A 25,294-nucleotide genomic window follows, 5' to 3' on the forward strand; every position below is an offset into this window, starting at 1 on the left:
TGCGGCACGCCTGGTGGGCGTACGGCAGCGCGAAATGAGCCGGGAGAGGCGCTCGGTCAGGAGACGCGAACGCGGTCGAGCAGGTTCGGGAGCTCGTGCCACGTGCTCTCGGGGATCTCGAGCGTCAGGGCGTCCCAGCAACCGGTGACCTCCTGCGCCGTCGCCGCGCCGAGGAGGGTGCAGTCGTAGCGATCCTCACGAACGCTGAACTGGAGGGCGAGGGCGAGCACCGGGATGCCGTGCTCGTCGCACCATCGGTGCACCTCCTTGGCGGCCGCGACCTCCGCGGCCGGCGGGGTCCACACCGGCGTGCCGATGGAATCGGGGTCGCGTCCCGAGAGCAACCCCATGGCGAGGGCGGCGCCGTTGATCAGCCCGACCCCGGTCTCCTCGGCCACCGCGAAGATGTCCTCCGCGTTCTGGCGCAGCAACGTGTAGTCGTTCACCATCATCGCGACGTCGAGGTGACCGGTGTCGACCATGCGGAGGTGGAGATCGTGGTCCTGGACGCCGATGCCGATGGCCCGGATGACGCCCTGGTCCTTCAGCTCGACCAGCGCCTCCAGGGCGCCGCCGGGTGCCAGCGCCTGGTCGAGGTGGTGCGGCTCGGGCTCGTGCAGGTGGCACACGTCGAGGTAGGCGACGCCGAGCACCTCGAGGCTGCGGTCCACGGACCAGCGGGCCGCGTCGGCGGAGTAGTCCAACGGTCGGTCCGGGTGGGTCCCGACCTTGCTCGAGAGGTAGTAGCTGTCCCGGGGCACGCCACGCAGTGCCAGGCCCATGCGGCGCTCGGCCGCGCCGTACTTGGGCGAGGTGTCGAGGTAGTTCATCCCGAGCTCGAGCGCCTTCTCCACGGCGGCGACGCCGTCGGCGTCGCCCACCGGGCCGAAGATCCCGCCCAGGCCGGCCCCACCCAGGCTCACCGCGGTCACGTTCATGTGGGTCTTGCCGAGCTGCCTGATCTCGAGCGGCTTGGGGATCGTCACGATGCTCCTTCGAGGTTGCGATGGTCGCTCCCTGCAGGTGCGGGGAGGCCGGTCTGGTTGCGGCGCAGTGGGCGTCCGGCACGCACGCCGGTCGGGTCGCCGTCGCGAAGCGCCACCCGCCCCGAGACCAGGACGTGCTGGATCCCGCGCGGGTGCAGGGTGGGACGGTCGTAGTCGGCCGGGCCGGCGACGGTGTGGGCGTTGAGGACGACCAGGTCGGCGGCGTAGCCGGGCTCGATCAGGCCGATCCCGTCGAGCCCGAGGCGGCGCGCGGGCCGCGAGGTCATCTTGCTGATCGCCTCCTCGAGGGTGAGCAGGCCGGTCTCGCGCACGTACTCCCCGAGGATCCGCGGAAACGTCCCGTGCAGCCGAGGATGCGGCCGGCGGCCGGCGTAGAGGCCGTCGCTGCCGAACGTGGTCGTCGGGTCGCTCATCACGAGGCGCAGGTCATCCTCGGCGCAGGCCATCTGCACGTTGCCGACGGCCCCTTGCTCGTCGAGCAGCAGGTCGAGCAGGAAGTCCCCGGGGTCTGCACCACGCTGGCGCGCGACCGCTGCCGCCGCGACGCTGAGCCCGACGACATCCTGGTTCACGTCCGTCGCCACGTGGGCGATGTAGATGTTGTCCCAGCCGAGGCTCGCGACGCGGTTGTCCCAGAGCGGGATGCCCTGCACCCAGTCGCGCTTGATGCGCTCGCGGTCGGTGGGGTCGGCGAGCCGGCGAAGCATCGCGTGCCGCCCCCCGACGAGCGTCCAGTCGGGGAGGAGCGCGGTCATGGTGGTGCTGCCGGCGAGGTAGGGGTACACGTCCGACCCGGCGTCGATGCCTTCTGCTCGGGCGGCGCGGAGCATCGCGAGGGAGGTGGACACCTGACCCCAGTTGCGTGGGCCGACGACCTTGTGATGGGCGATCTGGACCGCCGCGCCGGTACGGCGTCCGACGTCGAGCGTCTCGGCGACGGACTCGAGGAAGCCGTCACCCTGGTCGCGCATGTGGCTCGAGTAGAGCGCGCCGACGCGGGCGGCCTCGTCGACGAGCTCGCAGATCTCCTCGTCGGAGGCGTACGACCCGGGTGCGTAGACGAGACCCGTGCTGACCCCGACCGCCCCCTGCGCGAGGGCCTGCCGCGTGAGCTCACGCATGGTGCGGCGCCGCTCGGGGTTCGGCGCGGTCGGGTCGAAGGCGGAGACTGCGCAGCGGACCGTGCCCAGGCCGACGTAGGTGGCCACGTTCACCGCCGGTCCGGCACGCTCGATCCGCTCGAGGTACCCGGCGGTGTCGGTCCAGTCCCACTCGATCTCCTCGAACGCGAGCACCGGGTGCGCGTACTGCTGGCAGTCGAGGAGGTGCTCGGCGGTGACCGGAGCGACCGAGATGCCGCAGTTGCCCACGACCTCCGTGGTGACGCCCTGCCTGAGCTTCTCCTCCGCGCCGGGCCGAGCCAGGAGGGCGAGGTCGGAGTGGGAGTGGATGTCGACGAATCCGGGAGCGACGACGAGACCGTCGGCGTCGATGACCTCGTCCACCTCGCCGTCGAACCGACCGGGCGGGACGACGCCGGCGATCAGACCGTTCCCGACCAGTACGTCGGCATGGCGCCACGGTGCGCCGGTGCCGTCGACGACTCGCCCCCCGCGGAGGAGCAGATCGACGCGAGCGTGCCCGCCGGTCACTTGACGGCCCCGGCCGTGAGGCCCTTGACCAAGTGCTTCTCGATCAGGAGGAACAGCACCAGGACCGGGATCCCGGCGATGAGTGCGGCTGCCATCAGGTAGTGCCACTCGACGGAGTACTGCCCGAGGAAGGAGTAGATGCCCAGCGGCAGGGTCCGCTTGTCGGGTGTGGAGATGAAGGTGAGCGCGATCATGAACTCGTTCCAGGACCAGATGAACGCGAAGACGAGGGCAGCGACCAGACCCGGCGCGGACATGGGGAGCACGACGCGCACCAGGGCGGTGACCCGGCTACATCCGTCGATCATCGCCGCTTCCTCGATCTCGACCGGCACCGACTCGAAGTAGCCCGCCAGGAACCACACGGAGAAGGCCAGGCTGAGGGCGGCGTAGGTGATGATGAGCGAGCTGCTGGTGTCCACGAGCTGGAGCCGGCTCATGAACCGGAAGAGCCCGATGACCAGCACGACGGGCGAGAACATCTGGGTCACGAGCAGGAGCTGGCGGAACAGCGTCTTGCCGGGGAAGTCCAGCCGGGCAAGGGCGTAGGCCGCGGGCACGGCCAACGTCACGTTGAGCGCGGTCGCGCCGAGTGAGACGACGAGGCTGTTCCGGACGTAGCGCGCCAACGGCACCGCACTCCACACGTCGACGAAGTTGTGCCACGACCAGGTGTCGGGGAGCCAGGTCGGCGGGTAGTGGAACAGCTCCGCACGCGGCCGGAGCGCGGTCGAGAACGCGAACGCGAACGGGAAGGTCGATACCGCCAGCACCAGGATCAGGAAGCTCAGGAGCAGCCAGCGCGCGAGCGCTCGGTCGCGGGTCATCGCCCACCCGCCCGGGTGCGCTCACGGGTGAGGTAGGAGAAGCCGAGACTGAAGACGAGGAGCAGCACGAACGTCACCATCGCCATGGCGGCCGCAGGCCCGAACTGGCCCTCGGTGAAGGCGCGCTTGTAGAGGTAGGTCACCAGGATGTCCGTGTGGTAGGCGGGTGCCCCCTGGGTGAGCACCCAGGGGATCGGGAACGAGTTGAAGACGTAGATGACGTTGAGCAGGGTCGTGACGACGAGCACGGGGCGCATCAGGGGGAGCGTGACGTGCAGGAGCGTCGACCAGAAGCCGGCACCGTCGACCACCGCCGCCTCGTAGACCTCCTCGGGCACCGACTGCAGGCCTGCGAGCAGCGAGAACGCCGTGAAGGGGATCGAGACCAGGATCCCCACCGCGATGATCGCGAACCAGGCCGTCCGTTCGGAGCCGAGCCAGATGATCGGCGCATCGATGAGCTGCAGCCTCATCAGGGTGCCGTTGATGATGCTGTACTGCCCATCGAGGATCCAGCGCCAGATGATCGCGTTGATCATGAGCGACGCCGCCCACGGCACGATCAGGAGTGCGCGAGCGATCCGCCGCCCGGGGAACTTCTGGTTCAGGCCCAAGGCGACGGGCAGCGCGACCAGCGTGGTGACGCCGACGACCGCGACGGTCCAACCGACCGTCTGCATCAGGACGCGCTGGAAGACCGGGTCGGTGAGGGTGCGGTAGTTCTCCAGGCCGGTGAACCCCTCACGCTGGGCCAGGGAGTTCACCGAGCTGACCGACATCAGGGCCGTCTCGAGAATGGGATAGAAGACGACCACGCCGACGAGAACCAGCGTCGGGAGCACGAACAGCACTCCGAGGAGGCTTTCCGAGCGCAGGTGCGCCCGGGTGCGTGTCCGGACCGAGACTCGGGTCCGCGGTGCGGCTTCGCCAGTGATGGCCATGGTCAGTCCTCGGGTCGAGCGCGATGGTGGGGCGGGTTGTCGACGCGAGGGACGCCGGCAACCCGCCCCTCGGTCAGAGCTTGTCGATCTGCTCGGTGGCCTCGTCCAGCGCCTCCTGGGGCGTGGCCTGGCCGCTGAGCGCCTTCTGCACGGCGACGGTCTCGATCTGCTGGATCTGCTCGAACTTGGGGTGCTGCGGCTGGAACTTGGCAGTGTCGAGGGCGTCGACGAACGGCTTGTACTCGGGGCTCTGGAAGTAGTCCGACTGGCTCACGGCGATCAGCTCCGGGAGCATGCCCTCGCCCTCGTCGAAGGCCTGGCGGTACTTCGTCTGGTACATGAACTCGACGAACTTCCACGCCTCGTCGGGGTGCTCGGTGTTCGCCGACAGACCGAGCGAGTCGGTCACGGAGACGGTCTGCTGTGGCTTGCCGTCGTTGGTCGGGAACGGCACCGCGGAGTACTCGAGGTCCGGGTTGTCGGCCTCGATCATGGCGTTGAGCCACGGACCGGTGGGATACATGGACAGCTGGCCGGCCTTGAAGTTCTCGATGACCTGCTCGCGGGTGAAGCCGGTGGGCTTCGGCTCACTGCCCCCGGCCTTGACCAGGTCGGTGAGGTACTGCAGGGCCTCGACGCTCTCCGGGGCACTGAGCATCGACTTGCCGTTCTCGTCGAGGATGTCCCCCCCGTTGTTGTACAAGAAGTAGTTGAAGAACGTGTCGACCTCGATCCCGCTGGCGGGTACGCCGAGGCCGTAGCGCTCCGGCGGCTGCCCGGTGGTCGTCGCGGCCTCCATCAGGTCGTCCCAGGTCTGGGGCGCCTGCAGGCCGGCCTCCTCGAACACGTCCGCGCGGTAGAACAGCAGCCGCGCCGAGACGGCGGCCGGAAGGCCGTAGGTCTTCCCGTCGTACGTGCCGGCCTCGAGCACCTTCTGGTTGAACGTGCTCTTGAAGTCCTCGCTGAGGTGCTCGTCGAGGGGTGCGAGCTGGTCGAGGCCCGCGAACTCGGAGATCCAGCGGGTGGCATAGCCGAACACGTCGGGCGCCTGCCCCGAACCCATGGAGACCGCGAGCTTGTCGTGCATCTTGTCCCAGGGGGCGATCTCGAGGCTCACCTCGATCTTGCCGTCGTTGGCCTGGTTGAAGTCGTCGACCATCGCCTGCATCAGCGGGGCGGTCTTCGCGCTGTACTCCGGGAACAGGAAGCGCAGCTTGACCTCGTCACCGGCACTGGCTCCGGAGCCGGCGCCGCATCCTGCGACGGTGGCCACGCTGGCGACCGCCAGCGCAGCCGCCGCGATCAGGCGCGTCCGCCCCCCACGGCGACCAAACGGGAAACGCATCATGATGGAACGGTCCTATCTCTTCGGGTTGGGTTGTTCGAGCTACTCCGGGGGCCGGAGCGACTGGTGGGCCGGCGTCACAGGCCTTCGCCGACGGGATCGCGCAGGTTGAGCACGACGAGCTGCGATTCGGTCATCTCCTCGACGGCGTATCGCACGCCCTCGCGCCCGGTCCCGCTGTGCTTGACCCCGCCGTAGGGCATGGAGTCGACGCGATACGAGGAGGCGTCGTTGACGATCACGCCGCCCACGTCGAGTCGTCGTGCCACCGCCATCGCCACGTCGAGGCCCTCGGTGAACACGGCCGCCTGGAGGCCGTACTCGGTGCTGTTGGCGATGTCGATGGCCTCCCGCAGCGTTCGGTACGCGATGAGCACCGCCACCGGCGCGAACGCCTCCTGGCAGGCCAGCGCCGAGTGGGCGGCCGGCCTGGCTACGACGGTCGGGACGAAGAACTGGCCGTCGCGACTTCCCCCACACACGAGCTTGGCCCCGTCATCGATCGCCTGGGCGACCCACTGCTCCGCCCGTCGCGCGGCATCGAGCGAGATCATCGGACCGACATCGGTGCCTTCGTCCGACGGATCGCCCACGCTCAACGCGCTGACCTGGTCCGCCAGCAGGGCGGAGAACTCCTCGAAGACGTCCTCGTGAACCAGGATGCGCTGAGCGCTGATGCACACCTGGCCGGCGTACGCCGTCGACGACTTCGCGAGCACCTTCGCGGCGAGACCCAGGTCCGCATCGGCGTGCACGATGTTGGCGGAGTTGTTCCCCAGCTCGAGCAGGGTCTTCCGCAGCCCCACGGTCCGGCGGATGTGGGCGCCCACCGCCGTGCTCCCGGTGAAGCTGTACACCGCGAAGCGCGGGTCTTCGAGAAGCTGCTGGCCGACGGTCTCACCACGGCCCTGCACGACGGTCACGTGGCCCGGGGGCAGGCCGGCGTCGAGCATCGCTTGGACGACCTTGATCGCGGACAGCGGGGTCACCTCGGCGGGCTTGACCACCACGGTGCAGCCGGCGGCGATGGCCGTGGGCACCTTGTGCGAGAGCTGATTGACCGGGCCGTTGAACGGCGTGATGGCGCACACGACGCCGGCCGGCCGCCTGATCGTGAATGCCCGGCGGTTCTCGGATCCGGGCGTGCCCTCGACGGGGACGACCTCGCCGGCCAGGCGGGTGGCCTCCTGCGCGCACAGCTCGAAGGTCAGCACGGCGCGGGCGACCTCCGCCCGCGCGTCCCGGAGGGGCTTGCCCGCCTCGGCCACGACCGAGTGGGCGAACTCCTCGGCGCGCTGAGCGATGAGCTGGGAGGTCCGGCGCAGGATGTCGGCCCGCTCGTGGGGGGTGAGCTCGTTCCTGGCGAACGTCCGCGCGGCCAGGGTCACCGCCGCGTCGACCTCGTCCGGCGTGGACTCGGCGATCCGGGCCAGCAGCTCGCCGCCGTACGGTGCGCGGACCTCGAGGAGCTGCGCTCCCCGGCCCGTCTCCCACCCGGCGCCGACGAGGAGTCCCGACACTCGTCCACCGGACGGCATGACAGTTTGCATGCAGAGGAGTATGCAAATTAGGATGCGAGGGGTCAAGGAAAATCTATGACGTGCGTCTCAGTGTCCGAGACCGAGGGTTCGATGGGATGCAGAAGTGCATGCAGTGCTGGTGTGAGAGGCGTCCGCGGTCGATCGCGACGGTAGAGTCGCCCGGCATGCCCCATCGAGCCCACTCACCCGGAATGCGGCGAAAGGAGGAACCGATGACTCCGTTGGAACCGACGAACCATCGTCAGGCCCCGAATCGAGCGGCCGAGGTCTATGAACAGCTGCGTCAGGCCATCGTGGATGGCTCGATCCGTCCGAACGAGCGCCTCATCGAGGCCGATCTGGCCGAGCGCCTCCAGGTCAGCCGAACGCCCGTGCGCGAGACCATGCTGCGGCTCGCCGGCGACGGCCTGATCGTCAATCATCGCCGGGGCTGGGTCGTGCGGGAGCACTCGCCCGATGAGATCCGCGAGGTCTACGAGGTGCGTGCCGCGCTGGAGGGGTTCGCCGCGAGGCTGGCCGCCGAGCGCGCCACGGACGACGAGCTCGAGCAGATCGCGGCGAACCACCGCGACTACACCGACACCGTCCGGGGATCTGCCCGCGGCCAGCTGGTCGAGCACAACGACGCGTTCCACGATGCGGTGATCAACGCTGCGCGTAACGCCCTCCTCGCGCAGCGGATACGGGACAACAGCCAGTACTACTTCATCCACCGCATCGCGGGCTTCCTCTCCGACGAGGAAGTCCGGTCCTCGATCGCGGGGCACGAGAACCTGGTGCAGGCGCTGCATGCCCGGGACGCCGATCGTGCCGAGCGGGTCGCCCGGGAGAACGTGACCGAGGGCCTGCGCAAGGTGCTCGACCGGCTGCCTCGCTGACCGCGCCGCGGTCACTCGTCGCGGTCGTACCTCGGGTCGACCTGCTCCGCGTCGATCCCGAGCAGCTCGGCGACCTGCTCGACCACCACGGTGAGGACCATCGCCTCGAGCTCGGCGCGAGTCTCGCAGCGATGCTCGATCGGTCGACGGAACAGCACCAGGCGGGTGGGGGTGGCGCCGGACCCGCGGACGAGCGAGGACAGGGGGACGGTCCCGGACGACCAGTCGTCGGGGATCTGGGGGGTGTCCTCGACGGCGTACTCGACCAGGCCGAGCCGGTCCTGCCAACGGGCGTCGATGTCGGTCACGATGTCGAGGGCGAGGTCGTCGAAGCGCTCCCGGGCCGTGGGCAGCTCGGGCCGTCCGGGGATGGCCGGGAGCACGGCGGGGCCGCGCATGCCACGTCCCCGCCGGTCGCGCAGGCGGCGTCTCGGGGGGCCGTTCTCGGGCCGGAGATCCTCCACGCCGCGAGCCTAATCCGGAGGAGCGCGGGCGGCGGGTAGCGTCAGGGCCGTGAGTCCTGCCCGCCGCTGTTCGCGAACCGCCTGCGGCCGCCCCGCGGTGTGCACCCTGACCTACGTCTACGCGGACCAGACTGCCGTGCTCGGACCGCTGGCGACCTACGCCGAGCCGCACGCCTACGACCTGTGCGAGGCGCACAGCGAGCGACTCTCCGCCCCGCGTGGCTGGGAGGTGCTGCGGCTGGCGCCGGACCCGGCGGACCAGGGCCCGTCCAGCGACGACCTCCTGGCCCTCGCAGACGCGGTCCGCGAGGCCGCCCGCCCGGTGCCGCCGGCACGGGTGGCCCCGGCCGCCGAGACCGGCCGCGAGACCGCCCGGCGTGGACACCTGCGGGTGCTGAGCAGCGACTGACGCTCGCCGATAGGCTGCCAGTCATGGCGGACTCCACCCTCGACCCGGCGAACGTCCGCTCGGTGTTCAAAGCCTACGACGTGCGCGGCCTCGTCCCGGACCAGGTCGACGACGTGCTCGCCCGGGCGACCGGCCGCGCGTTCGTCCGGGTGGTGGGCGCGAGCACGGTGGTCGTCGGACACGACATGCGCCCGAGCTCTCCCGGGATGGCTGGCGCGTTCGCCGAGGGCGCGAGTGCCGCGGGCGCCGACGTGGTGATGATCGGGCTCGCCTCCACCGACCAGCTCTACTTCGCCTCCGGTCACCTCGGCCATCCCGGCGCGATGTTCACCGCCAGTCACAACCCTTCGCAGTACAACGGCATCAAGATGTGCCGCAAGCTGGCTCAGCCGGTCGGGATGGAGACCGGCCTCGCCGAGATCCGCGACCTCGTCCTGAGCGAACCGACCGGCTCGGGACGACCTTCGGCCGGCTCGACGGTCGGGGACATCTCCGAGCACGACGTGCTCGAGGCGTACGCCGCCCACCTGCTCGCCCTCGCACCGGTGTCCGGCCGACGGCTCAAGGTGGTGGTCGATGCGGGCAACGGGATGGCCGGCCACACGGCACCGGCGGTGTTCGCTCGCCTGGGCGCCGCCGTCGAGCTGGTGCCGATGTACTTCGAGCTCGACGGCACCTTCCCGAACCACGAGGCGAACCCGATCGACCCCGCCAACCTGGTCGACCTCGAACGCCGGGTCCGCGCCGAGCACGCCGACCTCGGGCTGGCCTTCGACGGTGATGCCGACCGCTGCTTCGTCGTCGACGAGCGGGGCCGGGCCGTGTCGCCCTCGACGCTCACCGCGCTGATCGCGGCTCGCGAGCTCGCCAAGGAGCCGGGCGCCACGGTGATCCACAACCTGATCACCAGCCGCGCCGTCCCCGAGATCGTCCGTGAGCTCGGCGGCACCCCGGTCCGCACCCGGGTCGGGCACTCGTTCATCAAGGCGACGATGGCCGAGACCGGTGCGATCTTCGGCGGCGAGCACAGCGGGCACTTCTACTTCCGCGACTTCTGGCGCGCGGACTCCGGCATGCTCGCCGCCCTGCACACGATGGCAGCGCTGGCCGAGACGAAGCAGCCGCTCTCGAGGCTCCTGGCGCAGTACGAGCGGTACGTCGTCAGCGGCGAGATCAACAGCGAGGCCGCCGAGCCGGCCACGGTGCTGGCGGACATCGAGGCGGCGTACGCCGGCTCGGACGGTGTCGGCATCGACCACCTCGACGGACTGACGGTCAGCCACGCCGACTGGTCGTTCAACGTCCGGCCGTCCAACACCGAGCCCCTGCTCCGGCTGAACGCCGAGGGCCGAGACGATGCCACCATGGCCGAGGTGCGCGACCGCGTGCTCGAGCAGATCCGGGCTGACCACCCGAGCCCCGAGGAGGAGTGACGTGAACGCCGTGAACATCGATCCCGAGCTGCTGGAGATCATCGTCTGCCCGGCCTGCCGGTCCGAGCTGGACCTGGTCGAGGCGGAGCTGGTGTGCCGCGGCTGCGGGCTGGCCTACCCGATCCGAGACGACATCCCGGTCCTGCTGGTCGACGAGGCCCGCAAGCCCTGACGGGCCCCCGCGATGGTCAGCTGGTTCGACGAGTCCCGTCTCGACGACGTCGCCACCTTGGAGTCCGACGCCGAGCTGCGCACGCTTGCCGAGTCCGGCGCCCGGGTCCGTCGAGCAGCAGGTGACGTCGCGGCGGCGACCGCGGAGGCGGTCGCCCGGGCCGAGGACCTGGCCCGGCCGCGCGCCGTCATCGCCGCCGGCCCGGACTCCAGGCTGCTCCGGGCGGTCCTCGAGCCCTGGTGCCCGGTGCCGTTCGTGGCCTGGCCGGGCCCGGCGCTGCCGGGCTGGGCCGGCAGCCTGGACCTCGTGGTCGTGCTGGCACCCGACGGGTCCGGCACCGGCACGGCGTCCGCGGTCGCCGAGGCGGTTCGCCGCGGCTGCCAGGTCGTCGTGGCGACGCCTGCGGGCTCCCGGGTCGCGGAGCACGCCGCCGGCCGGTGGAGCACGATCCTGCCGACCGAGACTCGCGACCAGCTCGCGACGGCGGTCGTGGTGCTGGAGTACCTCGAGCGGGTGTCGCTGGGTCCGCGAGCCGACGCCGAGCAGGTGGCCACCGCGCTCGACCAGGTCGCGATCGAGTGCTCGCCGCACCGCGACCTCGCGGTCAACCCCGCCAAGATGCTCGCCATCGCCCTCGCCGACACCAATCCCCTCGTGTGGGGTGGCTCGGTGCTGGCCGCCCGGGCGGCGCGTCGCGTGTCGGAGTCGATCCGCCGCGCGAGCGGGCGCACCGCCCTGGCAGGGGACGCGGAGCACCTGCTCCCCGTGCTCGAGGCGGCCCGACCGCGCGACGTGTTCGACGACCCCTTCGCGGACGGGCCCGGCGACCTGCGCCCGATGCTGCTGGTGCTCGACGACGGCGCCGAGGAGCCGGTGGTGCGGGAGCACCGGGGCCGGCTGCAGGCGGCGGCCGCGGCCCGCGGCATCCGCGTGGAGAGGGTCACCACCGAGGCGCCGACCGAGGTGGCCCGCTACGCATCGCTGCTCCTGAGCGGCCGGTACGCCGCCGAGTACCTCCGGATCGGCCTGGTCGAGGACTGAGTCCGGCCCCGAGCGGGTATCTCACCAAGGTGCCGACCCAGAACACGCCGACCGCTCGACCGACGGCCCCGCCGCCCGTCCCGGCCGCCCGCGACCCCTGGTTCGACAACGCCAAGATGGCGCTGGTCACCCTCGTGGTCGTCGGGCACGCGTGGACCCTGCTACCCGACAACGCCGTCACGGAGCACCTCTACGACTTCCTCTACGCCTGGCACGTGCCGGCGTTCGTGCTGGTCACCGGCTACCTCTCCCAGCGCTTCTCCTACACCCGGACCCGGATGTGGCAGCTGGTCCGCACGGTCGCGGTGCCGTACCTCGTCTTCGAGTGCGCGCTGGCGCTGTTCCGGGTCTACGTGGGTGGCGAGGAGCTGGCCGACCTGTTCCGCGACCCGCACTGGCCGATGTGGTACCTCGCCGCGCTGTTCCTGTGGCGGCTGATGACCCCGCTGTTCCGGCCGCTCCCGCACGGCCTGGTGGTGGCGGTCGCGGTCAGCCTGATCGCCGGGATGTACGCCGGCGACACCCTCGACATCGCCCGGGTGCTCGGCCTGCTGCCGTTCTTCGTGCTGGGTCTCAAGGCGACGCCCGACCGGCTCGAGCTGTTGCGGCACACCCGGGTGCAGGTGGCCGGCGTCGCCGTGTTCGTCGCCCTCTGGATCCTGACGACCTGGACGGACGTCTGGGCGAGCACGGAGTGGCTGTACTACCGCTCCCGCTACGACGAGATGGGCTACGCCGACGACCTCGACGCGCTGCTCACCCGCGGGCTGGTGCTCGCGATCGGGACGCTGGGTGCGCTCGCGTTCCTGGCGCTCGTTCCCCGGGTGACCGGCTGGTTCACCCGGATGGGTGCCTGGACCCTCGTCGTCTACCTCTTCCACGGGTTCTTCGTGAAGGGCGCCGAGTACGCCGGTTACAGCTCCTGGACCGACGCGCACGCGGTGGTGTCGTTCGGCGCGACCACGGCCGCCGCCGTCGTGCTCGCGTTGGGGCTCGCTTGGCGCCCGATCGCCGCGCGCCTCAACGACGTGGTGGACCCGCTCGACTACGCCGAGCGGCACGTACGTCGTGCCGTCGACCTGGCCATCGTCCGGGACCAGGTCCAGCCCGAGATCGAGGCGGAGATCGAGGCCGAGATCGAGGCCGAGTCCGAGTCCAGGTCGGAGACTCGTGTGGAGGCCGGGCGGCGCTGAGCCTCGCGGGTGGGGCGTGACGAGGGCCACGCGGATCAAGGACCTTCGGTCCAGGTGCCCCGGCCCCTCGCGCGGCGAGGATGGCAGCATGACCGGTTCCGGTGGGCACGAGCGCGCGCACACGGTCGTGGTGGGCGGCGGGATCAGCGGACTGACGACGGCGTACTTCCTGCGGCAGCGTCTCGGTCCGGACGCCGTGCTGCGGGTCGTCGAGGCCTCGGACGCCCCCGGCGGCAAGATCCGCACCGCGTCGATCGCCGGGCACCCGGTCGACACCGGCCCGGACGCCTTCCTCTCCCGGGCGCCCGAGCTGCGGCGCGTGGTCGACGCGCTCGGGCTGGCCGACCTGGTCGTCGAGCCGCAGAGCACGGGCACGTTCATCTGGTCCCGCGGCCGGCTCCGACGGCTGCCCCCCGGCACCGCGTTCGGCCTGCCGGAGCGGCTGTGGCCGCTGTTGCGGTCCGGGCTGCTCGGCCCCGCGGCGGTGGCGCGCGCCGGTCTCGACCTGGTGCTCCCGCGGACCGCGCTGCCGGACGACCCCTCGGTCGCGGACGTGGTCCGGCCCCGGTTCGGCGCCGGCGTCTACGACCGGCTCGTCGTGCCGCTGCTCGGCGGCGTGCACGCCGGCGATCCGGCACTCCTCAGTGCGACCAGCACCGTGCCCGAGATCGCCGCGATGGCCCGCTCGGGCCGCAGCCTCTACCGCACCCTGCGCCGCCGGCGCCGGTCCGCGCCCCCGGCCACCGGCCGGCCGAGTGCCCCGCTGGTGTCCCTGCGCGGCGGCCTCGCGGCGCTCACCGACCGCCTGGTGGAGGAGCTCGGTCCCGACACCGTGCTGACCGGGACGCCGGCCCGCGCCATCGAGCGCGACGAGAACGGGGGCTACACGGTGCGCACCGACCGCGGCGCCTTCGCGGCCCGGCAGGTCGTCCTCGCGACCCCGGCGTACGTCGCCGCGGAGCTGGTCGCCGACCTCGCGCCCGATGCGGCCGCGCTGCTCCGGGAGATCGGGTACGTCGACGTCGCGAACGTGACCCTGGCGTTCCGGCGCGACCAGGTGCCGGCGCTGCCCGCAGGCACCGGGTTCCTGGTGCCGCCGGTCGAGGACGAGCTGGTCGTCGGCTGCAGCTGGCTGTCCCAGAAGTGGCCGCAGCCGGCCGACGCCGGCGACTACGTCCTGCTCAAGGTCATGGTCGGCCGATCGGGCGACACCCGGTGGCTCGCCATGGACGACGCCGAGCTGGTGCGCCACGTGCGCGAGGCCCTGCGCCGGATGCTCGGCGTCACCGCGGACCCGGTGGAGAGCCTGGTGCAGCGATGGCCCCGCGCGATGCCGCAGTACGTCGTCGGGCACGCCGCCCGGCTCGCGGCCCTCGACACCGCACTGGCCGCGGCGCCGGGCCTGCTGGTGACCGGTGCGGCCTACCGCGGCGTCGGCCTGGCCGGCTGCGTCGCCCAGGCCGACGCGACCGCCACGTCCCTGCTCGCAACGCAAGGAGCGCCCACATGACCCACCCGGCGACACCCCCGACCGGCCGCCACCCCGGCAGCCACCCGGCCGGCCTGGAGCTGCCCCGCACCATCGACTACTCCCAGCGTCCGATGCTGGTGTTCTGGGAGGTCACCCGCGCCTGCCAGCTGGCCTGCCGCCACTGCCGCGCCTCGGCGGCCCCCGACCCGCTGCCCGGTGAGCTGACCGGCGCCGAGGGCCGGGCACTGATCGACCAGGTCGCCGGGTTCGGCCGGCCGTACCCGATCCTGATCCTCACCGGCGGCGACTGCCTGCTCCGGCCGGACGTCTTCGAGATGGTGGCCCACGCCAACGGACTCGGTGTCCCGGTCGCCATGTCCCCCTCGGTGACCCCGAGGCTCACGCCCGAGGCGATCGACCAGATGGTGGCCGCCGGCGTGAAGGCGGTCTCGCTCAGCCTGGACGGCGCCACCCCCGCGACCCACGACGGCGTGCGCGGCATCCCCGGCCACTTCGACCAGACCATTCCCGCGATCCGGGCGCTGGTCGCCGCCGGGCTGAAGGTGCAGGTCAACACCACCGTGATGCGGGCCAACCTCCACGAGCTCGCCGACGTCGCGGCGATCATGGCCGAGACCGGCGTGGCGATCTGGGAGGTGTTCTTCCTGGTGCACGTCGGTCGCGGAGAGGCCACCGGTGCGATCACGCCGGAGGAGCACGAGCAGGTGTGCCACTTCCTGTTCGACTCCTCGCACTACGGCTTCACGATCCGCACGGTCGAGGCGCCGTTCTTCCGACGCGTGGTCGTGCAGCGCAAGGCGGGCGGCCCGGCCCCGCAGCAGGCGCCGTACCTGCAGCTGCGCGAGCGCCTCGTCGAGCGGCTCGGTCCGCCGGTCGGCCGGTCGACCGCGCACACGGTGTCGACACGCGACGGCAAGGGGATCGTGTTCGTGGCCCACGACGGCCAGGTCTACCCGGCGGGGTTCCTGCCGCTGCCGCTCGGCTCGGTGCGCGACCATCCGCTGGTCGACATCTACCGCGACAACGAGGTGCTGCGCAGCATCAGGGCGGCGGAGTTCGGCGGTCGGTGCGGGCGGTGCGAGTACGCCGACCTCTGCGGCGGCTCGCGCGCCCGGGCCTACGCCGACACCGGCGACCCGCTCGCGGAGGACTCCGCCTGCGTGTACCAGCCCGCCCTGGCCTGACGACGGGATCCTCACGGCCCGCCCGATAGCCTGCTGACCATGGCTGGAGGCTTGTTCGCGCTGCTCGACGACGTCGCCGCGCTCGCGCGGCTGGCCGCCGCCTCGGTCGACGACGTCGGCGCGGCCGCCGGCCGGGCGACCACCAAGGCCGCGGGCGTGGTCGTCGACGACACCGCGGTCACCCCGCAGTACGTCCACGGCGTCACCGCCGACCGCGAGCTGCCGATGATCCGACGGATCGCGATCGGCTCGATCCGGAACAAGCTGCTGCTGATCCTGCCGGTCGCGCTCGTGCTCAGCCAGTTCCTGCCGTGGCTGCTCACCCCGATCCTGATGCTCGGCGGCGGCTACCTCTGCTTCGAGGGCGCCGAGAAGGTCTGGGGCCGGGTCCGCGGCCACGACGGGCACGCGGTGCCGGTGACCGAGGTCGGCGCCGACGCCGAGAAGACGATGGTGAGCGGCGCGATCCGTACCGACCTGATCCTCTCGGCCGAGATCATGGTGATCGCGCTCAACGAGGTCGCCGACGAGCCGTTCCTCAGCCGCCTGGTGATCCTCGTGGTCGTCGCGATCGTCATCACCGTCGCGGTGTACGGCGTCGTCGGGGTGATCGTGAAGATCGACGACGTCGGCCTGCGCCTCGCCCAGCGGTCCTCCGCCCTCGCGCGTCGGGTGGGGCACGGGCTCGTCGGGTTCATGCCGCGTCTGCTCGCGGCGATCTCGGTGGTCGGCACCGCCGCGATGCTCTGGGTCGGCGGCCACATCGAGCTCGTCGGCCTCGATGATCTCGGCTGGCACGCGCCGTACGACGCGGTCCACCACCTGGAGGAGAAGGTCCACCACGCGGTCCCGGGCGCCGGTGCGGCGCTCGGCTGGCTGGTGAACACCGTCCTCTCCGCCGTCCTCGGTCTCCTGGTCGGCGCCGTGGTCGTGCTCCTCGCACACCTGTTGCCCTCCGGCAAGAAGCCCGCCGCCGCCCACTGACGCTCGGTCGGGACTTCTGGCGGTCGAGTCGGGACTTCCTTGCCCTCGGGGTGACCGAGACTCCCGACCCGACCAGTCGGCGGGGTCGCGGGTGGGAGGCCGAGGATTCTTCGGAACCCCCGGCCGCGATCTAACCTCGGATTCCAGGCAGCACCGATCGTCGCCGGACCCGCAGGAGCAGACATGGACTACAAGGTCGCCGACCTCTCCCTGGCCGACTTCGGCCGCACGGAGATCCAGCTCGCCGAGCACGAGATGCCCGGCCTGATGGCGATGCGCGAGCGCTACGCCGCAGAGCAGCCGCTCGCCGGGGCCCGGATCGCCGGCTCGCTGCACATGACCATCCAGACAGCGGTCCTGATCGAGACGCTCGTCGCGCTCGGCGCCGAGGTCCGCTGGGCCTCCTGCAACATCTTCTCCACCCAGGACCACGCCGCTGCCGCGATCGCGGTCGGTCCGAACGGCACCGCCGACGACCCCCAGGGCGTGCCGGTCTTCGCCTGGAAGGGCGAGACCCTGGAGGAGTACTGGTGGTGCACCCAGCAGATCCTCGACTGGCCCGGCGGCACGATGCCGAACATGATCCTCGACGACGGCGGCGACGCCACGCTCCTCGTCCACCTCGGCGTCCAGGCCGAGAAGACCGGGCAGGCGCCGGACCCGGCGAGCGCCACCAGCAACGAGCAGCGGATCATCTTCGAGGCCCTGGGTGAGGTCCTCGCGAAGAACCCCAACCACTGGACGCCGATCGCCAACTCGATCAAGGGCGTCACCGAGGAGACCACCACCGGCGTGCACCGTCTCTACGAGATGATGCGCGAGGGCTCGCTGCTGTTCCCGGCCATCAACGTCAACGACTCGGTGACGAAGTCGAAGTTCGACAACAAGTACGGCTGCCGGCACTCGCTGATCGACGGGATCAACCGCGCGACCGACGTCCTGATCGGCGGCAAGGTCGCGGTCGTCTGCGGCTACGGCGACGTCGGCAAGGGCTGCGCGGAGTCGCTGCGCGGCCAGGGCGCACGCGTGATCGTCACCGAGATCGACCCGATCTGCGCGCTGCAGGCGTCGATGGACGGCTACCAGGTCACCACGCTCGAGGACGCCCTGCCGATCGCGGACATCATCATCACCGCCACCGGCAACAAGGACGTCGTGACCGTCGACCACATGCGATCGATGAAGCACAACGCGATCGTCGGCAACATCGGCCACTTCGACAACGAGATCGACATGGCCGGCCTGGAGGCGCCGGGCGTGGCCGAGCGCAAGAACGTCAAGCCGCAGGTCGACGTGTGGACCTTCGCCAACGGCAGGTCCGTGGTCGTGCTGTCCGAGGGCCGGCTGATGAACCTGGGCAACGCGACCGGCCATCCGTCGTTCGTGATGTCGAACTCCTTCACCAACCAGGTGCTCGCCCAGATCGAGATCTTCACCAAGACCGAGGAGTACCCGGTCGGCGTCTACGTGCTGCCCAAGCACCTCGACGAGGAGGTGGCGCGCCTGCACCTCGACGCGCTCGGGGTGAAGCTCACCCGCCTCACCGACGAGCAGGCCACCTACCTCGGCGTCGATGCCGCGGGACCGTACAAGCCGGACCAGTACCGGTACTAGTGATCCTTGGTCGCTAGGTGCGCTGAGCCTGCGACGGCCGGGGCCCAGCAGCCGGGTCGAGAAGCACGGCTCCGGCAACGAGAAGATGCCCGCTCCACACCGGCACTAAGGCAAGATGGACGGCATGACTGAGCCCGTCGGCGCGCCCTCCGGCTTCCCGAGCGTCCCGCTCGGCGACGGCCTGAGCAAGGGTCGGATCCTGGTGGTCGACGACGACGCCTCGCTGGCGGAGATGCTCACCATCGTGCTGCGCCAGGAGGGCTTCGAGAGCCACATGGTCGCTCGCGGGGACCTCGCGATGGAGGCGTTCCGCGAGTACCGGCCCGACCTGGTGCTGCTGGACCTGATGCTGCCCGGCAAGGACGGCATCGACGTGTGCAAGGAGATCCGCGCGGAGTCCGGCGTACCCATCGTGATGTTGACCGCGAAGGGCGACACGGTCGACGTGGTCGTCGGTCTCGAGTCGGGTGCGGACGACTACGTCGTCAAGCCGTTCAAGCCCAAGGAGCTCGTGGCGCGGATCCGAGCCCGGGTCCGCAGGTTCGACGCGCCCGCGCAGGAGACCCTGACCATCGGCGACCTCACCATCGACGTCGCCGGCCACGCCGTCACCCGGGCCGGGGAGCGGATCAGCCTGACGCCCCTGGAGTTCGACCTGCTCGTGTGCCTGGCCCGCAAGCCGTGGCAGGTGTTCACCCGCGAGGTGCTCCTCGAGCAGGTGTGGGGCTACCGGCACGCGGCCGACACTCGACTCGTCAACGTGCACGTCCAGCGGCTGCGCTCCAAGGTCGAGCATGATCCCGAGAACCCCGAGATCGTGGTGACGGTCCGCGGCGTGGGGTACAAGGCCGGAACCCCGTAGGCCCGCGGTGCTCCACCTGCGCTCCCCGGGGAGCTCCCGCCGACTGCCGGAGTCCGTCCGCCGGGGGCTGACCTTCTGGCGGCGCTCGATCCAGGCGCGGGTGGTCGCCAGCACCCTGATCCTCTCGGCAGCCGTCGTGAGCGTGGTGGGCTGGTTCCTGCTCCAGCAGACCCGCGACGGCCTCCTCGAGCACCGGGTGGACGCCGTGGTCGCCGAGGCGAACGACGAGACGGCCGAGGCGCGCGACCTGCTCAGGTCGGCGTCGGGGATCGACAGCGACGCGTTCGGCCAGCAGCGGGCCCTGGCTGCCACGCTGATCCAGCGCGGCGAGACCCGCGGTTTCGCGGTGGTGCTGGTCGGGCCCACCACCCCCGGGAGCCGGATCTCGGACGGCGGCGCCAACTTCACCCGCGGCCTCGACACCGACAGCGTCCCGCAGTCGTTGGAAGAGCACTTCGACGAGGGCACCGCGACCGCGTGGACGTACACCACGATCCGCACGACCAGCCCCGCCGGGATCGTCACCGAGGAGCCCGGGATCGCGGTCGGCTCCCAGGTCCTGCTGCCGGCGGACGCCGAGTCCTACACGCTCTACTACCTCTTCCCGCTCGACGAGCAGGAGGAGACCCTGGCGCTGGTCACCCGAGCGCTGCTGACCGCCGGGGTCCTGCTGCTGGTGCTCGTCGCCGGCATGACCTGGCTGGTGACCAGGCAGGTCGTGACGCCGATCCGACTGGCGCGCAAGGTGGCCGAGCGGCTCGCGGCGGGACAGCTCCAGGAGCGGCTCAAGGTGTCCGGCGAGGACGACCTGGCTCGGCTGGCGACGTCGTTCAACCAGATGGCCAGCAACCTCCAGCGCCAGATCCGCCAGCTCGAGGAGCTGAGCCGCGTGCAGCGACGGTTCGTCTCCGACGTCTCCCACGAGCTGCGGACGCCGCTCACCACGGTGCGGATGGCCGGCGACGTCCTGCACGACGCGCGCGCGGGGTTCGACCCGGCCACCGCGCGCGCCGCGGAGCTCCTGCAGACCGAGCTGGACCGCTTCGAGGTGCTGCTCGCCGACCTGCTGGAGATCAGCCGCTTCGACGCGCGCGCCGCCGTCCTCGAGCTCGACGACGTCAACCTCGTCGACGTGGCCCACCGCATCGTCGACGTCACCCGCCCGCTCGCCGAGCAGCGCCACGTGCGGGTCGTCGTCACCGCGCCGGACCACGCCTGCCTGGCCGAGGCGGACGTCCGGCGCGTCGAGCGGATCGTGCGCAACCTGGTCACCAACGCCATCGACCACGCCGCCGCCGACGGCCCGGACGCCGGCATCGTGGTGCACGTGGACGGCGACGACCATGCGGCGGCGATCGCGGTGCGCGACCACGGGGTCGGCCTCGCGCCGGGGGAGGCGTCGATGGTCTTCAACCGGTTCTGGCGTGCGGACCCGGCCCGCGCCCGGACCAGTGGCGGCACCGGCCTCGGCCTCTCGATCGCCCTCGAGGACACCCACCTGCACGGCGGATGGCTCCAGGCTTGGGGTCGCCCGGGCGAGGGGGCACAGTTCCGGCTGACGCTGCCCCGGCGCGCCGGGGGCGTCCTGCGGCACAGCCCACTGCCGCTCGTGCCCGCTGATGTCACGGAGCCGGTCTCATGAGGCGCGGCGTGCTGGCCGTCCTGGCCGGGATCCTGCTGGTGGCTCTCGCGAGTGGCTGCGTGCGCCTGCCGGGCAGCGGGCCGGTGGTCGAGACCCGCTCGGAGGGCGATGTGTCCAGCGACAACGGCGTCTCCTTCGACCCGATGCCGCCGCAACCGGGTGCCACCCGGACCGAGATCGTGCGCGGCTTCCTGATCGCGATGCAGAAGACGCCGATCGGCACCAAGGTCGCCCGCCAGTTCCTGACCACCGACGCGGCCGCGTCCTGGAACCCGCAGCAGGAGACGATCACCTACCCGCTCTCGCCGACGCCGCGCGAGAGCCAGCGCGGAGTCACGATCACCCTCACCGACGCCGACCACCTCGACAGCCGAGGCGCCTGGCGCGGGCCGCTCCCCAAGGACCGCCGTACGGTCACCTTCTCGATGTCGTCCGAGCACGGCGAGTGGCGCATCGCCGATCTCCCCGACGCGCTGATCGTCCCGGAGGACTGGTTCCAGCAGTACTACCGCCAGGTCTCCCTGTACTTCTTCGACCCGACGGCCTCGATCCTCGTTCCCGAGCCGGCGTTCGTCCCCCGCGGTGACCAGCTGGCCTCCGCCCTCACCCAGGCGCTGCTGCTCGGGCCGTCTCCCGGCCTGGAGCGGGTGGCGCAGAGCTTCATCCCGCCCGGCCTCGAGGTGTCCGTCGGGGTGACCGTCTCCGACGACGGCGTGGCCGACATCCTGTTGTCCGGAGAGGTCGGCCAGCTGACCGCGGACACCACGGAGATGATGCTGGCGCAACTGGCGTGGACGCTCCGCCAGGAGCCGGCGGTCAGGAGCATCAAGCTGTCGGCGAACGGCAACCCGGTCCCGCTGCCGGGCGGCGTCTCGTCGTACCGCGTCGACGGCGGAGCGCAGTTCGACCCCGCGGGGTTCCAGGCCAGCCCGCTGCTCTACGGCCTGAGTCACGGCGGTGTCATCTCGGGCACCCCGACCGGCCTGGCTCCCGTCGAGGGCGTCCTCGCCGGCCCGGGCCTCGGTCTGACCTCGATCGGCGTCAGTCTCGACGCCGGGTCGGTCGCGGGCATCGGCGCCGACGGCACCGCGGTCCTCGTCGGTGAGCTCGGCGTCGCGGGCGACACCCAGGTGCGGACCGTCGTCAGCGGCGGGCAGAGCTTCCTCGAGCCCGCGTGGGACTTCTCGGGACGGATGTGGTTGGTCGACCGCGCCTCGCGTGGAGCGCGGGTCTCCTACGTCCAGGGCACGCGAGTTCGTCCGCTGGACGTGCCCGGCGTCTCCGGGGAGCAGGTCCGGTCGTTCCTGGTCTCCCGCGACGGCAGCCGCCTGGTCGCCGTCGTGCACAGGAAGGGTGGCGACCAGCTGGTCGTGAGCCGGATCGAGCACGACGGCACCGGCCGGGTGCTGGGCGCCACCCGTGCGACGCGGATCGGGACCGGCGTGGACGCGCCGCTGCCGATCCGCGCGATCGCCTGGCGCAGCACCACCAGCGTGGCGGTGCTCAACCCGCCCGTGACGAGCTCGCTGGCCTCGATCGGGCTGGCCTCCGTGGACGGCTCGCCGTCGAGCCAGGAGCCCTCGTCGGTGACGGTGGAAGGCCGGCTGATCGCGCTCGCCGGTTCGCCCGCAGGCGACGAGCCCGTCTACGGGCTGACCCGCGCCGGCCTGGTCGACATCAGCAGCTCCGACCAGCGGGTGACGCCACTGCCGAAGGGGACCACGGACCTCGGCTACGTCGGCTGATCCACAGGCGCGGCCGGCCCGCTTGAGTCGCGGCACCGGGCCTGCTGCCATCGAGCATGCTCCGCGACCTCATCGACGCGTCCCTCGACCTGCTGCTCGGCGGCTCGTGCGTGGGCTGTGCCCGGCCGGGTCGCGCGCTGTGCGACCGGTGTGCGGCGATGCTGCCCGGGGCAGGGCGGCCGGCGTGGCCGACACCGGCTCCAGCCGGGCTGGCGGCGCCCTGGGCGGTCACGGAGTACGCCGGTACGGCCCGCGCCATGGTGCTCGCCCACAAGGAGCACCGGGTGCTGGCGCTACGGCGACCGCTCGGGCGGCTGCTGAGCGTGGCCGTCGAGTCCGGGCTGGCCGGCGCCGACTCCCCGGTCGGGCCGGACGATCCCGTCGTCCTGGTCCCGGTGCCCTCCCGGCCCGGGTCGGCGCGCGTCCGGGGCCACGACCCGACCTGGTCGATCACGGCCCGGGCCGCCCGGCTCGCCCGGGCGACGGGACGCGACGTCGTGGCGATGCGATTGCTGCGCAGTCGGCCCGGCGTGCTCGACCAGGCCGGCCTGGACGCTGGTGCGCGGGCCGCCAACCTGGCCGGCTCGATGCACTGTCCCAGCGGCTCCCTCGGCCGGCTGCGGGCGCGCCGGCCGCGGACGCACGTCGTCATCTGCGACGACGTGATCACCACCGGCTCGACCGCCCGCGAGGCACAGCGCGCGCTCGAGGCGGTGGGTCTCTCGGTCGTCGGAATCGCTGCCGTCGCGGCCACCCGGAGGCGCGGTGCGCCGGCTCCCGGTTCCTGGGACCTCGGTCCCTTTTGATTGCCGAGGGGTTCGACTAACGTCTGTGCATGGAGTCCGTCCGGGTCCGTGGTTGCGTCGTCGGGACGCCCGGGTCCACCCGGGCGGTCAGTCGACAAGCCGATGCCAGTCGCAGGCGAAACGGTCCACGTAACCACACAAGGGGGACCTGCCCCCTGGCCTCCTCGGGGGGTCCAAGGGGGGCGAAGCCCCCTTTGTCCTCCTCGGGGGGTCCAAGGGGGGCGAAGCCCCCTTTGTGTGGGATCACGGTGCGGCTTAGTGGTAAGCCCTGCCTCGACCCCGTCGCCAGATGCGGCGAAGGTCGGGAGAAGGTCAGTAGTGGCAGTCAAGCTGCGAGCACCTCAGCAGGCGGTTGTGGGGTCGAAGACCAGGTCGGCCGGACGGACTCCTGTCTCCACCTCGAGCGCCGGACCTCTCCTGAGCAGGGGTGCCGGGGCCTCGGCCTGCCCGCAGCAGGGCCCGCTCGGGAGCGGATCAACGCTGGTCAACGCTGAAACCAACTGTGCAACGGGAGGTTCACATGGAAGTTGTGGTCACCGGTCGAAACTGCGAGCTGACGGACAGGTTCCGCAGCCACGTGGAGGAGAAGCTGGGGAAGCTCGAGAAGCACGACCATCGCATCATCCGCGTGAACGTGGAGGTGAAGTGTGAGCGCAACCCGCGGCAGGCTGACCGCGCCGTACGACTTCAGCTGACCGCGCTGTCGAAGGGCCCGGTGATCCGGGCCGAGGCGATGGCCGCTGACAAGATGGCGGCGCTGGACCTCGCGCTGGACAAGATGGCGGCCCAGATGCGTCGCGCGTCCGACCGCCGGCGGGTGCATCGCGGACGGCGTACGCCGGTCTCCGTCGGGCAGGCCCTGGCGGACACCGCGGACGCCACGGCCGCCACGAACGATCAGGTGACCACCCACGACCGCCAGGTCGGGCCGATCGACGTCACCGGCGACGGCCCGCTGGTGGTCCGCGAGAAGACGCACACTGCCAGCCCGATGACCCTCGACCAGGCGCTCTACGAGATGGAGCTCGTGGGTCACGACTTCTACCTGTTCGTCGACAAGGAGAACGACCGTCCTTCGGTCGTCTACCGCCGGCGCGGCTACGACTACGGGGTGATCTCGCTGGAGGTCGAACCGCGCTCCTGACGCGACCGCCTGGTCCGGACTGGTCCGGACTGGTCCGGATCGACACGGCCGGGGTGGCCCGAACGGGCCACCCCGGCCAGTCGCGTCACCACCCGCATATGCGACCTTGGGGGGCCTGATCGTGCCATGATGCGGGGGTGGGAGACGAGACGACCGACGCCGGACGGGAACCGATCCGGGTGCTCGTGGTCGATGACCAGGAGCTGTTCCGTCGAGGCCTGACGATGCTGCTCGGAACCGAGGCCGGTATCGAGGTGGTCGGCGAAGCCGGCGACGGCGTCGAGGGCACCAACCTCGCGGCGACTGCCGCACCCGACGTCGTGCTCCTCGACATCCGGATGCCGAAGCGCTCCGGGATCGAGGCGTGCCTCGCGATCAAGGAGGCCGTCCCGTCGGCGAAGATCATCATGCTGACGGTCTCCGACGAGGAGGCTGACCTCTACGAGGCGGTCAAGAGCGGCGCCTCCGGCTACCTGCTCAAGGACTCCTCGATCGAGGAGGTCGCGCAGGCGGTCCGCGTCGTCGCGGACGGCCAGTCGCTGATCAGCCCGTCGATGGCGGTCAAGCTGATCGACGAGTTCAAGCAGATGTCGCGCCCCGAGCGCGACCACGTCCCCGGCCTACGGCTCACCGAGCGAGAGCTCGAGGTGCTGCGCCTGGTGGCGAAGGGCATGAACAACCGGGAGATCGCCAAGGAGCTGTTCATCAGCGAGAACACGGTCAAGAACCACGTGCGCAACATCTTGGAGAAGCTCCAGCTGCACTCGCGCATGGAGGCCGTGATGTACGCCGTCAAGGAGAAGCTGCTCGAGCTGCCGTGACGCCCGGCACGCACTCTGGCGGCGTTGTCGTCGCTCGACGGCCCGCTTCGCTCAAAGGCCGCCTTCGCTCCTCCGCCTTGCCAGAGCACGCACCGGA

The 25,294-nt window shown here is 71.3% G+C and carries 23 protein-coding genes; 16 read left to right on the plus strand and 7 right to left on the minus strand.

Translation table 11 applies throughout. The features are described 5' to 3' along the window. Positions 1 to 56 precede the first annotated feature (56 nt). From NOCA_RS08585 to NOCA_RS08610, 6 genes are all read right to left on the minus strand, one after another. Entirely contained in the window at positions 57 to 986 is a 930-nt protein-coding gene (locus tag NOCA_RS08585; protein WP_011754878.1) for an aldo/keto reductase, read from the minus strand. Next, a complete protein-coding gene (locus NOCA_RS08590; protein WP_011754879.1) occupies positions 983 to 2,659 on the minus strand; it encodes an N-acyl-D-amino-acid deacylase family protein in 1,677 nt (558 codons plus the stop codon). Before NOCA_RS08590 ends, NOCA_RS08585 begins: the two co-directional genes overlap by 4 nt. After that, on the minus strand, positions 2,656 to 3,486 hold the full coding sequence (locus NOCA_RS08595; RefSeq protein WP_011754880.1) for a carbohydrate ABC transporter permease: 831 nt from the start codon (positions 3,484 to 3,486) through the stop codon (positions 2,656 to 2,658). The genes NOCA_RS08590 and NOCA_RS08595 overlap by 4 nt, the downstream gene beginning before the upstream one ends. Further along, complete coding sequence (locus tag NOCA_RS08600) at positions 3,483 to 4,427, minus strand: carbohydrate ABC transporter permease (protein ID WP_011754881.1); 945 nt, start codon at positions 4,425 to 4,427, stop codon at positions 3,483 to 3,485. The genes NOCA_RS08595 and NOCA_RS08600 overlap by 4 nt, the downstream gene beginning before the upstream one ends. A 73-nt stretch (positions 4,428 to 4,500) precedes the next feature. Continuing rightward, positions 4,501 to 5,775 (minus strand): ABC transporter substrate-binding protein, encoded by a 1,275-nt coding sequence (locus NOCA_RS08605; RefSeq protein WP_011754882.1) that lies wholly within the window; start codon positions 5,773 to 5,775, stop codon positions 4,501 to 4,503. 74 nt (positions 5,776 to 5,849) lie between these two features. Next, complete coding sequence (locus NOCA_RS08610; RefSeq protein ID WP_158305647.1) at positions 5,850 to 7,292, minus strand: aldehyde dehydrogenase family protein; 1,443 nt, start codon at positions 7,290 to 7,292, stop codon at positions 5,850 to 5,852. Positions 7,293 to 7,534: 242 nt separating this feature from the next. On the opposite strand from NOCA_RS08610, the gene NOCA_RS08615 reads away from it, so the two are divergent. Beyond that, positions 7,535 to 8,191: a GntR family transcriptional regulator gene (locus NOCA_RS08615; protein ID WP_158305648.1), complete on the plus strand. Its 657-nt coding sequence runs from the start codon at positions 7,535 to 7,537 to the stop codon at positions 8,189 to 8,191. Positions 8,192 to 8,202: 11 nt separating this feature from the next. On the opposite strand, the gene NOCA_RS08620 is transcribed toward NOCA_RS08615, so the two are convergent. After that, positions 8,203 to 8,655 (minus strand): metallopeptidase family protein, encoded by a 453-nt coding sequence (locus NOCA_RS08620; protein WP_011754885.1) that lies wholly within the window; start codon positions 8,653 to 8,655, stop codon positions 8,203 to 8,205. A 49-nt stretch (positions 8,656 to 8,704) separates the two neighbouring features. Between NOCA_RS08620 and NOCA_RS08625 the strand changes: the two genes are divergently transcribed. The 15 genes from NOCA_RS08625 to NOCA_RS08690 all read left to right on the plus strand — a co-directional run bounded on the left by NOCA_RS08625 (position 8,705) and on the right by NOCA_RS08690 (position 25,197). Beyond that, on the plus strand, positions 8,705 to 9,064 hold the full coding sequence (locus tag NOCA_RS08625; protein WP_011754886.1) for a DUF3499 domain-containing protein: 360 nt from the start codon (positions 8,705 to 8,707) through the stop codon (positions 9,062 to 9,064). A 23-nt stretch (positions 9,065 to 9,087) separates the two neighbouring features. Then, positions 9,088 to 10,497 (plus strand): phosphomannomutase/phosphoglucomutase, encoded by a 1,410-nt coding sequence (locus NOCA_RS08630; protein ID WP_011754887.1) that lies wholly within the window; start codon positions 9,088 to 9,090, stop codon positions 10,495 to 10,497. 1 nt (position 10,498) lies between these two features. Beyond that, positions 10,499 to 10,669 carry a Trm112 family protein gene (locus NOCA_RS26470; RefSeq protein WP_011754888.1) on the plus strand — a complete coding sequence of 57 codons (171 nt, stop codon included), beginning with the start codon at positions 10,499 to 10,501 and terminating at the stop codon, positions 10,667 to 10,669. Positions 10,670 to 10,681: 12 nt separating this feature from the next. After that, positions 10,682 to 11,710, plus strand: a complete 1,029-nt coding sequence (locus tag NOCA_RS08635; protein ID WP_011754889.1) for an SIS domain-containing protein — start codon at positions 10,682 to 10,684, stop codon at positions 11,708 to 11,710. Positions 11,711 to 11,739: 29 nt separating this feature from the next. Continuing rightward, the gene (locus NOCA_RS08640) at positions 11,740 to 12,903 is read left to right on the plus strand and encodes an acyltransferase family protein (RefSeq protein WP_011754890.1); all 1,164 of its coding nucleotides are present in this window, start codon (positions 11,740 to 11,742) and stop codon (positions 12,901 to 12,903) included. Between the two features lie 88 nt (positions 12,904 to 12,991). After that, a complete protein-coding gene (gene hemG, locus NOCA_RS08645; protein WP_011754891.1) occupies positions 12,992 to 14,413 on the plus strand; it encodes a protoporphyrinogen oxidase in 1,422 nt (473 codons plus the stop codon). Continuing rightward, a complete protein-coding gene (locus NOCA_RS08650; protein WP_011754892.1) occupies positions 14,410 to 15,579 on the plus strand; it encodes a TIGR04053 family radical SAM/SPASM domain-containing protein in 1,170 nt (389 codons plus the stop codon). Before hemG ends, NOCA_RS08650 begins: the two co-directional genes overlap by 4 nt. 39 nt (positions 15,580 to 15,618) lie before the next feature. Then, complete coding sequence (locus NOCA_RS08655; RefSeq protein ID WP_011754893.1) at positions 15,619 to 16,563, plus strand: DUF808 domain-containing protein; 945 nt, start codon at positions 15,619 to 15,621, stop codon at positions 16,561 to 16,563. A gap of 183 nt (positions 16,564 to 16,746) precedes the next feature. Continuing rightward, positions 16,747 to 18,177: an adenosylhomocysteinase gene (gene ahcY, locus NOCA_RS08660; RefSeq protein ID WP_011754894.1), complete on the plus strand. Its 1,431-nt coding sequence runs from the start codon at positions 16,747 to 16,749 to the stop codon at positions 18,175 to 18,177. Between the two features lie 115 nt (positions 18,178 to 18,292). Next, entirely contained in the window at positions 18,293 to 19,039 is a 747-nt protein-coding gene (gene mtrA / locus NOCA_RS08665) for an MtrAB system response regulator MtrA (RefSeq protein ID WP_011754895.1), read from the plus strand. Between the two features lie 7 nt (positions 19,040 to 19,046). Then, on the plus strand, positions 19,047 to 20,681 hold the full coding sequence (mtrB, locus tag NOCA_RS08670; RefSeq protein ID WP_011754896.1) for an MtrAB system histidine kinase MtrB: 1,635 nt from the start codon (positions 19,047 to 19,049) through the stop codon (positions 20,679 to 20,681). After that, positions 20,678 to 22,426 carry an LpqB family beta-propeller domain-containing protein gene (locus tag NOCA_RS08675; RefSeq protein WP_011754897.1) on the plus strand — a complete coding sequence of 583 codons (1,749 nt, stop codon included), beginning with the start codon at positions 20,678 to 20,680 and terminating at the stop codon, positions 22,424 to 22,426. The genes mtrB and NOCA_RS08675 overlap by 4 nt, the downstream gene beginning before the upstream one ends. 56 nt (positions 22,427 to 22,482) lie before the next feature. Continuing rightward, positions 22,483 to 23,232 (plus strand): ComF family protein, encoded by a 750-nt coding sequence (locus NOCA_RS08680; protein WP_041546407.1) that lies wholly within the window; start codon positions 22,483 to 22,485, stop codon positions 23,230 to 23,232. Positions 23,233 to 23,752: 520 nt separating this feature from the next. Further along, complete coding sequence (gene hpf, locus NOCA_RS08685) at positions 23,753 to 24,376, plus strand: ribosome hibernation-promoting factor, HPF/YfiA family (protein ID WP_011754899.1); 624 nt, start codon at positions 23,753 to 23,755, stop codon at positions 24,374 to 24,376. Positions 24,377 to 24,513: 137 nt separating this feature from the next. Then, the gene (locus NOCA_RS08690) at positions 24,514 to 25,197 is read left to right on the plus strand and encodes a response regulator (protein WP_049774277.1); all 684 of its coding nucleotides are present in this window, start codon (positions 24,514 to 24,516) and stop codon (positions 25,195 to 25,197) included. Positions 25,198 to 25,294 lie beyond the last annotated feature (97 nt).

Origin of the sequence: Nocardioides sp. JS614 (assembly GCF_000015265.1) — a bacterium.
GTDB lineage: Bacteria > Actinomycetota > Actinomycetes > Propionibacteriales > Nocardioidaceae > Nocardioides.